This window comes from Paucidesulfovibrio gracilis DSM 16080 (assembly GCF_900167125.1).
Lineage (GTDB): Bacteria > Desulfobacterota > Desulfovibrionia > Desulfovibrionales > Desulfovibrionaceae > Paucidesulfovibrio > Paucidesulfovibrio gracilis.
Genome location: NZ_FUYC01000001.1, coordinates 142,940 through 156,914 on the forward strand (window position 1 = coordinate 142,940; position 13,975 = coordinate 156,914).

Below are 13,975 nucleotides of genomic sequence, written 5' to 3' on the forward strand. Positions count from 1 at the left end.
CCCTCTAAAAGCAACTGTATTTCAAGGCAATAGACAACTATTCCTTATAGGCGATCGCATCCATCTCCAGCAGGCAGCCGTGGGCAAGCTCCTTGGCGGCAAGGCACAAACGTGCCGGACGATGATCACCCATAAACTCGGCATAGACTTCGTTGAACCCTTCGAAGTCGTCCATGGTGTCCAGGTAGACGTGAGTTTTGGCAATGTTGGAGACATCCAGACCGGCGGAATCCAGAACAGCCTTCAAATTGTACAACGTCTGGAAGGCCTGTTCCTTGATGGTGATACCGACAACCTTGCCGGAAACGGGGTGGAACGGAACCTGACCGCAAACGTAATACGTGTTGCCGGCTTTGACGCAATGACTATACGGGCCAACGGGTTCAGCGGATTGCTTGGAGTTGAAAAATTCCATTGTCGTCTCCTTTGGGTGTAAGGCTCCTTGGGAAGAGTGCCGGGGGCAAGTCCGGCACCCTTCCGTTTGGCAGGAGTCAGCTAGGGGTGAGGGGTTAAATTTCCGTCTTGGCGTTGAACTCTTCCCACATGAGGCGAAGCTCGGCACCCATGGTCAGGAACGGCTCGGGCGGCAGCTTGTTGGGCGTGGCGATCTTCTTCAGGAACTCAAGATTCTCGCTCTGGATGCCGCTGACCCATTCGGCCAGGTAGTAGCCCATGAGGCTGGTCTTGGCGACGCCCGCGCCCTCGCCACAGGCCGAAGCAAACACCGTGGGGAACTTCTGCATCATCAGGGGGCGGTTGTTCATGGTCATGTTGATCATGCCGCCGTAGATGAACTCAAAGTTCACGTGCTTCAATTCGGGGTAGCGATTTTCATACGCCTTGCGCAGCTTGGGAATGGAGCGCTTGATCCGCTGATGCGAGGTCGTCAGATCCGTGGCAAAAGAGAAGCCGTTACGGACGAAGATACGGTTGTCGCGAGTGAAGCGAACCGTGGTTCCAGCCGGGTGACCGGCCGTAGCACCCCAGGGCTTGACGCCTTCCATGTGCTTCATTTCCTCATCCGTGAACTGGCGGGTGAACGCGCCGTAGGAAAGCACGGGGCAGAACACGTTCTTGACAATGCCGAATTCCTGAATGAAGGGACCGCCCGTCACGATGACGATCTTGGCCTTCACCTTTTTGCCGTTGCGAAGCACGATGCCCGAAGGGGCATTCTCTTCAATGCGCATGACCGGGCATTCTTCAAACACGTCCACGTTGTCGGGCATGACGCTGAACAGCGCGCGCAGGACTTCGGCCGGGTTGATGAGCACAGTGCCTTCGGTGTACAGTGCCTTCTTGTAATACCGTGTTCCGGTACGACGATACAGGTCTTCACCTTCCACCACTTCGTAAGAAACGCCCATCTTTTCGAGATCCGAGATTTCATGCTCCATGAGCTTGAAGCTCTTGGTCTCGGCGCAGGCCAGGTACTTACCGCAGTGGTCCCAGTCGATCTCTTCGATACCCTTATCTTTGATGGTCTGCTCCATCCAATTGATAATAAAGGTGTTCAGTTCGAAGTACTTCTGGTTTTCCTCAAAGGAGGATCCGCCCTGGTCACCAAAGTCGTGAGGCACGTCGATGATGAATCCGGCATTTTTGCCGCTGTCGTTGTCACCGATGCGAATGGCCTCAAACACGCCGATCTTCGCATCCGGATGCAGCTCGGCCAAGTGGCGGGCGGCTCCCTGACCGCCGTAACCGGCACCGACAACGATGTAGTCGTACTCGTCGCGGATTTCAGCATGGTCCTTAAAAGCGTGGTGCTTGTAAGGCGATAGCTCGATCCAGCTCTGGCCCGTAGTCGTGGGGTACAATTTAACGTCTTGCATGGTTTGACCCTTCTGTTGAAATGTTCAAACAGCGCACTCAGTTGTGCAATATGATTCTCGCATCCGCGATGGACAATCCCTTCTCCTGCGCAAACACAGGGTTGAGATCGACCTCCGCGATATCCTGCAGTTCAGTGACGAGCTGGGAGATGATGCACGCGGCTTCCGCCAGTGCTTCCAAATCGCAGGGCTTGGTTCCTCGAGCGCCCTGGAGCATCTTCAACCCGTTGATTTCACGGATCATGCTGCGGCAGGAAGGCATGTTCACCGGAGCGACCCGGAACGAAACGTCCTTCAAGATTTCCACGAAGATACCGCCCAGGCCGAACATGACCGTGGGACCGAACGTGCTGTCGTAGCTTGAACCAATGATGCACTCCACGCCGGCCGGGAGCATGGCCGTCATCATCACGCCGAAGATGTCTGCGTCGGAGTTGTAGGTGAGACCGTTTTTGACCAACCGCTCGTAGGCCTCACGCGCCTTTTCCGGGGAATCAATGCTCAGGGCCACGCCCCCGGCATCGGTTTTGTGCAGAATGTCGGGCGACACGATCTTCATGACCACCTTGCCGCCGATCTTGTTGTAGAACTCCGCAGCCTCATCCGCGCTGGTGGCCAGATAGTCCTGTGTGAGGTCCAGACCATAGCTGCGCAGAATGTCGCGGGCCTCGGTTTCCACCAGATTGGAGCGACCAGATTCCCTGACCGACGCGATGATCGCGGCAGCCTTTTCCTTCCGGTCGGCGGGCATTTCCGGCAATTCGCCGTCGGCCTCTTCCGCCAGCGCCTTTTTCACGTCGCTGTACTGGGTGATCAACCCCATGGTGCGGATGGCAGCATCCACCTCGCCGAAGACGGGCACACCGTTTTCGCTGATGTATTCCAGGCACTCGGGGTGCTGCGGCTGGTAGATGGACTGCATGACCACGGGCTTGTCGGCAGCCGCGATTTTTTCGGTCATGCTCTTGGCCACGTCCATTTCCAGGACGCGGAATTCCTCGGACAAATCGGCGTACCCGCCGTAGAGACCGACAATGACCACGCCATCCACATCCGGATCCTTCAACAGGATATCCAGGCAGCGGTCAAAGACCCACATGTCGGCTTCGGGCGTACCAGCCAGGTCCACGGGGTTTTTGATGGGGCAGTGCGGCATAAGCACTTCGCGCAGTTTTTCCTGCGTGGCATCGGAGAGCACCGGGGCTTCCAGGTCGAACTTCTCGGCAAAGTCCGTGGCCATAACGCCGTGACCGCCGCCATCGGTAAGGATGGCGATGCGCTTGCCCTTGGCGGGCTTGCACTTGGAGAAGGCCTCGGCAGCGTCCAGCAGCTGACCAGGGCTGTCCACGCGGATAACGCCGGCCTGCTTCAGCGCGGCATCAAAGACCTTTTCACTGCCGGCCAGGGAACCGGTATGCGAAGCAGCGGCACGGGCACCAGCGGCGCTACGGCCGATCTTGATGGCGGCGATGGGAACGCGGGCCGCGGTTTTCTGAGCGGCCTGGATGAATTTGCGTCCGTCTTCCTCGCTTTCCACGCGAAGCCCTTCCATATAAAGAAGCAGGACTTTGGTATTGTCGTCGGACTCAATGTATTCCACAAAATCATGGAATCGCATGTCCATCTGGTTGCCGATGGTGGCCCAGCAGCTGTACCCCAGATTCCTGGATTTGGCGTTGAAGTTGATGTCGATGCCGAAGTTGCCGCTCTGCAGAACCAAGCTCATGGGACCGGGGGCCAGATCAATGATGCTCGCGTTCATGCTCTTGGCCGAACTGTATGTACCCATGCAGTTCGGACCCTGCACGCGCATATTGCCCTTGCGCGCGATTTCGAGCATCTGGCGCTCCAGTTCCTTGCCCTCGGGACCGGTTTCACCGAATCCGGTGGACACGACGATGGCGGCTTTGACGCCCTTTTCCACGCACTGCTCCATGACGGGCAGGATGAACTTGGGCGCGATGGCGATGATGGCCAGATCGACCTCACCGGGAACGGAAAGGATGTCCGGGTAGGTGGGGTGTCCGAAAATTTCGCCCCCGGAACGGGAGATAAGATGAATATCCCCTTCGAATCCGTTTTCGATCAGGCTTTTGGCTGTCCAGTACCCGTACTTCTTCGAGTTGGAAGAAGCGCCGATCAGGGCAACGCTTTTGGGTTGAAACAGGGGAACCAGATCACTCATGGAGAAACTCCTTATTGGCTCCATTCCCGACACACGCCGGGAATGGAGAACTCTTAATTATCGACGACGACACCAATGGCCATGTCGGGACACACGATGCCGCAGATGTCACAAAGAACACACTTGTCCGGATTGGCCTGATACACATAGTTGTAGCCGCTGGCGTTGATGGCCGTACCCAGGGCGAGAACCCCTTTGGGGCAGTTATCCACGCACAACTCGCAGGACTTGCAACGTTTGGCGTCAATGATGTGGCGCTTTTCACTCATTTCCCGACTCCTTTTCCACGGCGGCATAGCCGGTGCGCAAGGCATTGATGTTCAGCTCAACCAACTCGGGCTTTTTCTTGCCCATGGTCTCTTTCACCACCTCTTCCACTGTCTCCAGCTTCAGCAACCCGGATCCGGCGAGAACAGCGCCCAGCATGACCATGTTGGCGCAACGCACGGTACCCAGTTCCACGGCAGTGTCGGAAACCGGCAGGCAAACCTGCTCGAATCCTTCGGCCTGCTTGGGGGACTCGATCATGGAAGAGTTCGTGTAGAGCTTGCCGCCGGGGATGACGCCCTCAAAGCAATTGTCGTAGATGGACTGGCTGAGCGCAACGGCGACGTCGGCGTCATTCTCGACAATGGGGCTGCCGATAGGCTCGTCGGAAACGATGACGAATGCGGTGGAGTCGCCGCCGCGCTGTTCGATTCCGTAAGTCTGGGTCATGACGACCTTCAGACCTTCCTTGATGGCGCCGAGGCAGACCATCTTGGCCATAAGCGCGGACCCCTGTCCGCCCGATCCAGAAAACATGCACTTATGCAACATCGCCCTGCTCCGTTTCGTCTTTGAAAACCTGCGGTTTGAAGTACTCCACCATATTCTCGGCACAATGCGTGTAGGAGTCCTTGACCTTCATTTTGAACCCGGTGGGACACGGGACGATGACTTCCACGAAGGCATAGCCCAAGCCCTTGACCTGGCATTCGAACGCCTTTTGAATGCTCTTCTTGGCGCGGCGGATGCCCCGGGGGTTGGCCACGGTTTCGCGGGCCAGGTACTTTACGCCTTCCATGGAGCGCATCATCTCGGGTACGAGCAGAGGGTAACCCTGGCGAGGCACTTCACGGCCCTTGACCGTGGTGGTGGTCACCTGTCCTTCCAAGGTGGTGGGGGACATCTGGCCGCCGGTCATGCCGAACACCGTGTTGTTGACCATGATGGTGGTGATGGGCATGCCCTTGTTGGCGGCATGCAGCAGGTCGCCGAGACCGATGGCACTGGTGTCGCCGTCACCGGCGTAGGTGAAGACGATATTCTCCGGCATGGCCAGCTTGTAGCCCTCGGCAAAGGAGGGAGAGCGGCCGTGCGTGGCTTCGATGGCGTCGATATCCATATAATGATGGGAAAATCCGCCGCAGCCGATGCCCACAACGGCGATGGTGCGTTCCATAATGCCCAGATTCTCAATGGCCTCGGCCACGAGTCGGGTCACGATGCCGTGGCCGCAGCCCGGGCAGTAGCTCGTGAGCTTATCCAGGTTTAATGTCTTGCCGAATTTCTTACTCAGGTTTTCCATTTGTTATTCCCCCATGATCCTGTTTGCTTCGGCAATCATGTCGGCCAGCGTGTGCATAGGCGTATCGCCACCGGTCTTACCGAAGAAGTGAACAGGAGTCCGGCCATTGACGGCCAGTTTCACGTCGTCGACCATCTGGCCGAGGTTCATTTCAACAACCAGGATGTTCTTTACGGAGTCCGGCAGGGCGGCAAAAGCGCGCTCCGGGAAGGGCCACAGGGTGATGGGACGGATAAAGCCGACCTTTTTCCCCTGGGCGCGCATCTTCGCGACCATGTCCCGACACATGCGGCCATGGATGCCGAATGCCGCGACCACCAGTTCGGCGTCCTCGACACCATCCTGCTCCCACATCTGTTCGTTTTCACAGATGGTCTCGTACTTGGCGCGCAGCTTCTCGTTCATCTCGTAGCCGTCCTGGTGGGAGTAGCTTCCCGTGATGAGCGCACGCTTGGGATGATCCTTGGTGCCGGTAAAGGCCCATTCGGATGTATCGAATTCCGCGGAATAGTCATGGTACTCGGGCAGCGTGGTGGACTCGGTGGTCTGGGCGCTGACGCCGTCAAGCACGAACATGACCGGGGTCCGGTAGGTGTAGGCCAGTTTCACACCCTTGGGCATGAGGTCGGCGATTTCCTGCCCGGAGGACGGAGCCAGGACGATGACATGATAGTCACCATGAGCGCCGCCGCGAGTGGCCACATAATAGTCGCTCTGGGCACCGAGAATGTCGCCGTCGCCGGGACCGACGCGCATGGAGTCAAACACGATGCAGGGCAGTTCCGCGGCACACATGAAACCGATGGCCTCGTGCATGAGGGTCAGTCCCGGGCCGGAGCTGGATGTGGCGATCAGCTTCCCGGTACAGGCGGCACCGGCAACGGCACTGGAAACGGCCAGCTCACTTTCCATCTGCATCATTTCCCCGCCGTACTTGGGCAGGATCACGGCCATGCGCTTCATCACGTCCGTGGCGGGAGTGATGGGGTAGGCGAAGTGGTACTTCACGCCACATCTGGCCAAACACTCCGCAAAGGCCTCCGTATTTTTCAAGAACATCGTTTCCTGGGCCATATTCACCTCAATGGGATTCGTTGCGGTTAAATTGAACAATCGCACCTTGATGTTTTACATTGTGGTACGGCATACCAGTAAACCAGACAAAATTTTTTCACCGCGCGGCCAAACACTTCGTTGTACCAAATAGCGGCATTTCGTTTTGATATGCTGCACGATATCCAAACCATTTCGACCCGTCAACCCCTTTCGACATTTTGACCCTCTATTTTCAAATCCCCTGCGAACCGTGGCTTTCTCAGAATGCAAACCGCAAAATTCATCGTCCTGGCTGAATAAAAATTTCTTTCTTCCCTCCTGGGCCGGCTTATTGACAGCATGCTTTTTTTCTCTTACACCTTACCACCAAATGGTATGACATACTATTTACTGGTTTACTTGTGCTTCAGCATATTGGAAACGCTCCGAGAGAATCTCTGCGCCTATGGAGTTGCGAATACAGTCCGTGTGTGACAGGAACGATCGCGGCAAAATAGACAATTCTTCGGGCAAACTGGAGGGAGTTACAATGCAAGAGGCCACGATCAATGACGATCGACGAAAACTAAACCATTTTACTTTTTGGCCCGGATTCATACTATTGGTGTCGGGAATCACCTTGGGTCTTGTGTATCACGAAGGTCTGGCCGCCATCCTCTGTACCACAATGGACTGGATTCACTTCAATTTCGGTTGGCTCGAAGTTTCCCTGGGCATTATCATCGTCATGTTCACGGCGGGAGTCGCCTTCTCCCCCATCGGCGACATTCGGCTCGGCGGTCGGGACGCCAAGCCTGAATTCACCTTCTGGCAATGGTTTGCCCTTTCCCTTTGCGGCTGCATCGGCATCGGCATTCTCTTTTGGGCCATGGGCGAACCCATCTACCACATGATGCAGCCGCCCCTGAGCCTGCACATCGAACCCGGCTCCAAGGACGCCGGCGTGTTCGCGGTTGCGCAGACGACCCTGCACTGGACCATCGCCCAATACTGTTTCTACACGATCTGCGCCGTGGCCATCGCGTTGGTGAGCTTCAACCGCAAGTACCCCATGTCCGTGGCTGCCGGGCTGTATTCGCTGTTCCCCAAAAGCTGGCGGCCCGTTGTGGCTCCCACGGTCCACGCCATTTGCCTCTTTTCCCTGTGCTGCGCCATCGCCACCAGCATGGGCGCGGGCCTGATGCAGATCGGCAGCGGCACGGGACAGATTTTCGGTTACACCCCCGGGCCTGGAACCTGGGCCGCAGCCGCCGCAATCATCATCCCCATTTACGTGATCTCCTCCTACTCCGGCCTGAAAAAAGGCATGCGGCTCCTGTCCACCGGCACAACCAGAGCCTTTCTGTTCTTCATGGGACTCGTTCTTCTTGCCGGTCCCACCCTGTTCATTCTGGGCATCGGCGTGGAGTCCTTCGGCTACTTCGTGAACAACTTCTTCCGTAACAGCACCCTGCTGAACACCATGCAGGTCAGTGACAAATGGCCCATGCAATGGCTTGTGCCCTACATGGAAATCTTCTTTATCTTCGCACCATTGCTCGGTCACTTCCTGGCCCGCATCGGCAAGGGCAGAACAGTACGGCAATTCATACTTGTGAACATCATTCCGCCGACCATCTTCTGCCATTTCTGGATCGCCACCTTTGGCGGCACTGCCGTATACTTCCAATGGAGCGGCCTGGTGGACGTCTGGGCAGGTATTCACAACCACGGCATGGAGTCCATGGTTTACATCCTGCTTTCCCAGTTCCCGTTTAGCAAAATTCTGATGGGCATCTTCGTGGTGACCATCGTGTTCTCTTTTGCCACCATGACCGACTCCCTGGTGGCCACGCTGGCCATCATCTCCACCAAAGGCGTGCAGGCCAGTGAAGAACCGCCCAAGAAACTGAAGATTCTTTGGGGTATTGTCACCGGCTTGATCGCCTATGTGCTTTGTATTTCAGGAGGTATCGCCCCTGTGCGGGGGCTGATATCCCTTGCGGGATTCCCCATGATGATCTTCACTTTCGGAATGTGTATTTCTATTGTAAAGGAGGGTATGTATTTATTAAAGAAACCTGATTGGCTGGACAACGATCCTGAAAATAGCTAAATGCTGAATGCCCTTTACTTATGGTGAAGGGCATTCAACTTCTCAACGGAACTTCAACCCCAAAACCGAACATCCTTTTTTGAGTTTGTTGGAATTTTGAGGAAACCATGTCACAAAACGATAAGTATTATATGATGCGATCCTTGGAAAAAGCTCTTTTCGTCGCCGAAACCATGGCAACGGAAACCAGTTGGGAGCTGAAGACGCTCAGTGCGGCCTGCTCCATTCCCAAGGGGACGTTGCAGCGTATTCTACGCACCTACGAAGATCTCGGCTATGTGCGGCAAGTCCACCGGGGCGGCGCCTATGCCTTGACGCTCAAGTTCTACAAGCTGGGAAAACAGATCATCTCGCAAAGCAACCTGGTTACCCTCGTGGAGCCGGTTATCCAGAAGCTGCGGGACCAGGTCAACGAAACCGTGAACCTCAGCACGCTTTCCGGCATCGACATGGTCGTCATCCATCAAAAGGCCTCCAATCACGCGCTTCGTATGGATTCCATCATCGGAACGTCCTTTCCAGCGTATCTTTCAGCCTCGGGCAAAGTATTTCTCGCATTTTTGTCCGAAGAAAAATTGCGCTGCTTCATCAAGGAACTCCGGCGGCTGGATACCAATATTGATACGGAAAAAATCAACTTGATCTACAAAGAAATCGAATTTGCCCGCGAACGGGGTATCGGATTGGACTTTGAAGAATTGTTCCAAGGTATTCGATGCATTGCGGCTCCGGTTTTCGACGATTCCGGAGAAATCATCGCCACCATCAGTTGCTCCGTCCCCACGGTGCGGCTGGACAGGGCGCTGTCCCAAACCTTGTTGACCGAGATCCCCCGCGCCGCGGCCGAGGCCTCGCAACTTTTTGAGTCGCCGATCCATTCTTTCCGGTTCAACCTGGAAGAAATCACCGACATGCTTGTGGCCGTCGAGCCGCGCTAAGAACGGTTCGCTGCCCGCGCCCTTTTCCGGCGGTCAGATTGTATTGACAACAAAACGGCCCGGCTTGCTCCAATGCAAACCGGGCCGTTTCTTTTGCGGCTGATTCTCGTACCAACTGGATATTTCTTATGAATGCGCGTTGTCGATGGCGCGCAATATCTTGCATGCGGCGCAGGCCGCGCCGAATCCATTATCAATGTTCACAACGGTCACACCGCTGGCGCAGGACGTTAGCATGCCGAGCAATGCCGATAACCCATTAAAATTGGCGCCATACCCCACGGAAGTGGGTACCGCGATGAGCGGCTGCTCCACCAGGCCGCCCACAACACTGGACAGCGCGCCCTCCATGCCCGCAATAACGATAAGCACCGAATATTGCCGGATCTGGTCCAAGGTTCCCAACAGCCGATGCAGCCCGGCCACGCCGAGGTCGGAACAAATGGTTGCGCTGCGGCCGAGCATCTCGCAGGTGACCCGTGCCTCCTCGGCCACGCCCAGGTCGGATGTCCCTGCCGTAAGGATGCCGACTTCGTTTGCCCGGGGTTCGACCTGTTGTTCCATTGCGGTTAATGTCCGGCCAAGTGCATTGTATTCCAGACCGGGTATCCGCTCCCGCACGAACACCGCCTTTTCCGGAGAGACACGGGTAGCCAGGACATTGCCCCGCCCTTTCATGTGTTCAAAAATATCCGTCAATTGTTCCGGCGTCTTTCCCGAACCGTAGATCACTTCGGGAAACCCGTTGCGCAACATCCGATGTCGGTCGATCTTGGTATGCCCGATATCCTGAAACGGCAGGTCGCGCAGTTGTTCCACCCCCTGCTCCACACTGGTGCGCCCGTCCTGGACGGCTTGCAGCAGGCTTTCCAATTCGGTATTCGCATTCATCGATGCATCCTCAATTGGCCGTCGAATTCAGGCTGCCCATGGAATACCCTCGCAAGTCCAGGGTCACATGCCGGAATCCGAGCTTTTTAAGCGTATTGGAAATATGTTGATCAACATCAGCATCCAGCAAGTCGGCCAATCTGTTCCGCGGCACTTCAATACGGGCCACGTCCCCATGGTTCCGCACCCGCACCACGGGAAAACCGCACTGCACCACAAACGCTTCAGCCCGTTCCACCCGGCGCAAAGCCGCGTCCGTCACCCGCACATGCGCTGGCATGCGCGACAATAGACAACCGGAGGAAGGCTTATCCCAAGTGGAAAGCCCACGTTGCCGGGACAAGGCCCGAATCTCCGCCTTTGCCAGACCAGCATCAAGCAATGGACTGACCACCCCGAGTTCCTGCACTGCCTTGAGTCCCGGGCGGTAGTCGCTCAAATCGTCCACATTGGTCCCATCCAGCACATGTTCCAAGCCCTGTTCTGCGGCCTGCTCCCGTAGCCGTTGGAACATCCTTTTTTTGCAATGATAGCAATGGTCCGCTGGATTGCTGCGCATGGATTCCGGAAAGTCCAACTCCAACACCAGATGTTCTGCACCCACGGCCCGGGCCAAAGCCTTTGCTTCACGCACTTCCCGCTCCGGCACATACGGTGTGGAAACCGTGACCGCCACGAGCTGGTTACCCATGACGCGTTGCGCCTCATGCAATAACAACGCGCTGTCCACTCCCCCGGAGAACGCCAGCACCCCCCCGCCAAGCTCTTTCAGCCGGTCCAGGAGCATATCGTAGCTGTTTCCGGTCATGATTCCGCACCTCGGATCCCGGCGTAGATGTCCAACAGCGGCAGACCATGTTTTTCTGCCAACGTCCGACAGTCTTCCAGCTCCGGCTTTGACCGCAACACCTGGCCATCAAGCAAGGCACGCTTTACGCGCACCGATCCCAGTGGGGTTTTAATCGTTTCGATCCGGCGCTCCAACTCGGTTTTGTGAACGGGAACGGACTTGATGCCCAGCGTGGTGGTGTGTTGAAACAACAGCCTCTGGAATCGTTCGGTTTCCTCTTCCCGGCAGAGCACCGAAACCATGGTCGCGGGACGACTCTTCTTCATGATGATCGGCGTGAAGTGCACGTCCATGGCTCCTTCATCCATAAGCTGATCCAGAACCACCCCAAGCATTTCCGCGGTCATGTCGTCGATATTGCACTGCAGCAGCGTTGCCGAAACCTGGGTCGTGGAGGGACGATCCTGCTCCACAGTGGCAAGATGCACCCGCAACACGTTGGGAATGGCATTGTCCCGATGCCCGATACCGTATCCGGTTTGCTGCACGCTCATGGCCGGGCCGGACACAAAGCGGTCCGCAAGCTCGGCTAGAATGGCCGCGCCCGTGGGCGTGGTGCACTCTTTGTCCACGGCTCCGCGAGTGGTGGGCATGCCATGCAAAATCTCCACGGTTGCCGGTGCCGGAACCGGCATCATGCCGTGCGCGCACTGCACGAACCCGCCGCCCAACTCCACGGGCGAACACCAGACCGCGTCCACGTCCAGTGCATGAAAACAAATAGCCGCCCCCACGATGTCAACAATGGAATCCGTGGCACCGACTTCATGGAAATGCACTTCATCCAAGCGTTTGCCGTGAACCTTGGCCTCGGCCTCGGCCACACGGCGAAAAATCCGCAAGGCCGTGTCCCGTACAGCTTCATCCAGACCGCTTTGCCCGATGATGGTCTCGATGTCGTGTAAATTTCTGTGATGGTGATGATGATGGTGGTGATGGTGGTGATGTTCTTGATCCTGTCCATGCTGGTGGCTATGGAGTTCCACGTCCACCCGGGTGCCGCAAATGCCTTTACGCTCACCCGGGGAAACCCGCAGGGAAAACTCGTCCTGCATGTCGAGCTTGGCAAGCTCCTCCCGCAAATACTCCTGGTCAACGCCCAGGGCGATCATCGCTGCGAGATTCATGTCTCCGCTCAGGCCGGAAAAGCAATCATAATATAAAATATTCATGTCGTTGCCCCGAATGGTTTGCCGTGGGACCCCCCGCCCCGCTCCGAAAGGGAATAAAAGGGCCGACACCATCCAGTGCCGGCCCCATGTGCCATAAGCCGTCAATCGTTAATGCGTACTCAGCCGCAGTTCCAGATTCCCTTGGGAATCAAAGGTGACGTCCTGCGGGGAGCCGACAATCTCGTATCGTTCGTTGCCTTCCAGTTCCGACAACAACCCTTCGCTGACATAGCAGTCGGTCAGGAACAGGGTGTTGGGAACAAAGACCATGCGCAGGCTTTCCAGCGGCGTGTTGCGCACGCAATGCATCATGGTCGTGAGCGTTTCCTCTTCCGTGTCCAGGAACAGTGGAAGAAACGCCCGGGCCACAAAGGTCGTGGTCAGGCAGTTCAGATACGTTGCCTTGCGGTCGATTTTGTCCACCAGCTTTTGCGTGGTGAAATCCGCCAGCCCGATGCCCGTGGCATTGCCGTGGGATTCCTCTGAGAGATCGAGCACGGAGATGTAGCGAATAACCGGGCTAGCGGGTTCCGTGCCGCCCTGGATGCGCAGTCTGCCCACAATGTTGGTGTCCAGACCGGTGCCGCTGTAGTTCTTGCCCATCTCCTCCACCACCAGCGCGTCGATGTGCTCCACAGGCAATGAGGGCATCAAGGTTTTGGAATAGGCCAGCAGCTCGCGCTCACGCTCGATGATGTTTTCTCCCAGAACTCCCTCGATCCTGGCGGTTTCCTCATACGCATTTTCAATGATGGCCAGTCCGCCGATCACGGGCATCTGTGCGATGATGGCCCCGGCCACCTCTTCCAACAGGGGGGAAAGCCGCTCGGACTTGCCCACGGCGTGGAATTGTGTGGCGCCCGGAGGCCCGCCAAGCCCAACCACCAATTTCTTCGCCAGGCCGCTTTCCACGGTTCCCTTGAAGGAGGTATGCGTTTTCACACGGTTGATGGGCATGATGGCATCCACTTCAAAGGCGGATTCCAGCATGAAAACCTTCCAACCGCCGTCCGTGGTCCCCACTTCGCGCCCTTTGGCGCAGGTGATGACCTTGGCGCCGAGGCGCTCTTCGGTGATACCCAGGCTATCCAGCACTTCCTTTTGACCGGACTCGGATCCGCCCCCGTGGCTGCCCATGGCCGCCAACAAGACCGGGGTCGCTCCCTTGCCCTTCACGAAGCGCACCGCTACCTCAAGGATGGTCAGGATATTTTGTATACCCCGGCTTCCCGCTGTAATGCCCACGGTCATGCCGGGTTTGATGGCATGGCCCAATTTCTCCAGTTCGGCTTGAACCGTAGCCGGGACATCCTCAACACGGTCGCGTACGAAATTCTGTCGCACGCGGACCATGCGGGGAAACGCTTGCTTATCCATTTCTGA

General features: G+C 56.8%; 13 protein-coding genes. 2 read left to right on the plus strand and 11 right to left on the minus strand.

The window, feature by feature from the left end; translation table 11 throughout:
• Positions 1-37: 37 nt before the first annotated feature.
• From B5D49_RS00670 to B5D49_RS00700, 7 genes are all read right to left on the minus strand, one after another.
• On the minus strand, positions 38-415 hold the full coding sequence (locus B5D49_RS00670) for a RidA family protein (RefSeq protein ID WP_078715727.1): 378 nt from the start codon (positions 413-415) through the stop codon (positions 38-40).
• A 94-nt stretch (positions 416-509) separates the two neighbouring features.
• Positions 510-1,835, minus strand: a complete 1,326-nt coding sequence (locus tag B5D49_RS00675) for an NAD(P)/FAD-dependent oxidoreductase (RefSeq protein ID WP_078715728.1) — start codon at positions 1,833-1,835, stop codon at positions 510-512.
• A gap of 37 nt (positions 1,836-1,872) precedes the next feature.
• Entirely contained in the window at positions 1,873-4,020 is a 2,148-nt protein-coding gene (locus B5D49_RS00680) for an acetate--CoA ligase family protein (RefSeq protein ID WP_078715729.1), read from the minus strand.
• A 53-nt stretch (positions 4,021-4,073) separates the two neighbouring features.
• The gene (locus B5D49_RS00685) at positions 4,074-4,289 is read right to left on the minus strand and encodes a 4Fe-4S binding protein (protein ID WP_078715730.1); all 216 of its coding nucleotides are present in this window, start codon (positions 4,287-4,289) and stop codon (positions 4,074-4,076) included.
• Positions 4,282-4,839: a 2-oxoacid:acceptor oxidoreductase family protein gene (locus B5D49_RS00690; protein ID WP_078715731.1), complete on the minus strand. Its 558-nt coding sequence runs from the start codon at positions 4,837-4,839 to the stop codon at positions 4,282-4,284. The genes B5D49_RS00685 and B5D49_RS00690 overlap by 8 nt, the downstream gene beginning before the upstream one ends.
• A complete protein-coding gene (locus tag B5D49_RS00695; protein WP_078715732.1) occupies positions 4,829-5,590 on the minus strand; it encodes a thiamine pyrophosphate-dependent enzyme in 762 nt (253 codons plus the stop codon). The genes B5D49_RS00690 and B5D49_RS00695 overlap by 11 nt, the downstream gene beginning before the upstream one ends.
• Before the next feature lie 3 nt (positions 5,591-5,593).
• Positions 5,594-6,649: a pyruvate ferredoxin oxidoreductase gene (locus B5D49_RS00700; protein WP_234990599.1), complete on the minus strand. Its 1,056-nt coding sequence runs from the start codon at positions 6,647-6,649 to the stop codon at positions 5,594-5,596.
• A gap of 526 nt (positions 6,650-7,175) precedes the next feature.
• On the opposite strand from B5D49_RS00700, the gene B5D49_RS00705 reads away from it, so the two are divergent.
• Complete coding sequence (locus B5D49_RS00705) at positions 7,176-8,741, plus strand: BCCT family transporter (RefSeq protein WP_159447080.1); 1,566 nt, start codon at positions 7,176-7,178, stop codon at positions 8,739-8,741.
• Positions 8,742-8,848: 107 nt separating this feature from the next.
• Positions 8,849-9,679, plus strand: coding sequence for an IclR family transcriptional regulator (locus B5D49_RS00710; RefSeq protein ID WP_078715735.1), 831 nt, complete (start codon positions 8,849-8,851; stop codon positions 9,677-9,679).
• Between the two features lie 126 nt (positions 9,680-9,805).
• On the opposite strand, the gene larB is transcribed toward B5D49_RS00710, so the two are convergent.
• The 4 genes from larB to B5D49_RS00730 all read right to left on the minus strand — a co-directional run bounded on the left by larB (position 9,806) and on the right by B5D49_RS00730 (position 13,969).
• Entirely contained in the window at positions 9,806-10,570 is a 765-nt protein-coding gene (gene larB / locus B5D49_RS00715; protein ID WP_078715736.1) for a nickel pincer cofactor biosynthesis protein LarB, read from the minus strand.
• 10 nt (positions 10,571-10,580) lie between these two features.
• Complete coding sequence (gene larE / locus B5D49_RS00720) at positions 10,581-11,378, minus strand: ATP-dependent sacrificial sulfur transferase LarE (RefSeq protein ID WP_078715737.1); 798 nt, start codon at positions 11,376-11,378, stop codon at positions 10,581-10,583.
• Positions 11,375-12,592 (minus strand): nickel pincer cofactor biosynthesis protein LarC, encoded by a 1,218-nt coding sequence (gene larC, locus B5D49_RS00725; protein WP_078716022.1) that lies wholly within the window; start codon positions 12,590-12,592, stop codon positions 11,375-11,377. The genes larE and larC overlap by 4 nt, the downstream gene beginning before the upstream one ends.
• A 108-nt stretch (positions 12,593-12,700) precedes the next feature.
• Entirely contained in the window at positions 12,701-13,969 is a 1,269-nt protein-coding gene (locus B5D49_RS00730; RefSeq protein WP_078715738.1) for a nickel pincer cofactor-dependent isomerase, group 22, read from the minus strand.
• Between the last annotated feature and the right edge of the window lie 6 nt (positions 13,970-13,975).

Bases quoted from the DNA above. Each gene is read 5' to 3' on its own strand.
- B5D49_RS00710 (WP_078715735.1), top strand. From the start codon at position 8,849: ATGTCACAAAACGATAAGTATTATATGATGCGATCCTTGGAAAAAGCT.
- B5D49_RS00685 (WP_078715730.1), bottom strand. From the start codon at position 4,289: ATGAGTGAAAAGCGCCACATCATTGACGCCAAACGTTGCAAGTCCTGC.
- larC (WP_078716022.1), bottom strand. From the start codon at position 12,592: ATGAATATTTTATATTATGATTGCTTTTCCGGCCTGAGCGGAGACATG.
- B5D49_RS00730 (WP_078715738.1), bottom strand. From the start codon at position 13,969: ATGGATAAGCAAGCGTTTCCCCGCATGGTCCGCGTGCGACAGAATTTC.
- B5D49_RS00680 (WP_078715729.1), bottom strand. From the start codon at position 4,020: ATGAGTGATCTGGTTCCCCTGTTTCAACCCAAAAGCGTTGCCCTGATC.
- B5D49_RS00700 (WP_234990599.1), bottom strand. From the start codon at position 6,649: ATGTTCTTGAAAAATACGGAGGCCTTTGCGGAGTGTTTGGCCAGATGT.
- larB (WP_078715736.1), bottom strand. From the start codon at position 10,570: ATGAATGCGAATACCGAATTGGAAAGCCTGCTGCAAGCCGTCCAGGAC.
- B5D49_RS00670 (WP_078715727.1), bottom strand. From the start codon at position 415: ATGGAATTTTTCAACTCCAAGCAATCCGCTGAACCCGTTGGCCCGTAT.
- larE (WP_078715737.1), bottom strand. From the start codon at position 11,378: ATGACCGGAAACAGCTACGATATGCTCCTGGACCGGCTGAAAGAGCTT.
- B5D49_RS00705 (WP_159447080.1), top strand. From the start codon at position 7,176: ATGCAAGAGGCCACGATCAATGACGATCGACGAAAACTAAACCATTTT.
- B5D49_RS00690 (WP_078715731.1), bottom strand. From the start codon at position 4,839: ATGTTGCATAAGTGCATGTTTTCTGGATCGGGCGGACAGGGGTCCGCG.
- B5D49_RS00675 (WP_078715728.1), bottom strand. From the start codon at position 1,835: ATGCAAGACGTTAAATTGTACCCCACGACTACGGGCCAGAGCTGGATC.
- B5D49_RS00695 (WP_078715732.1), bottom strand. From the start codon at position 5,590: ATGGAAAACCTGAGTAAGAAATTCGGCAAGACATTAAACCTGGATAAG.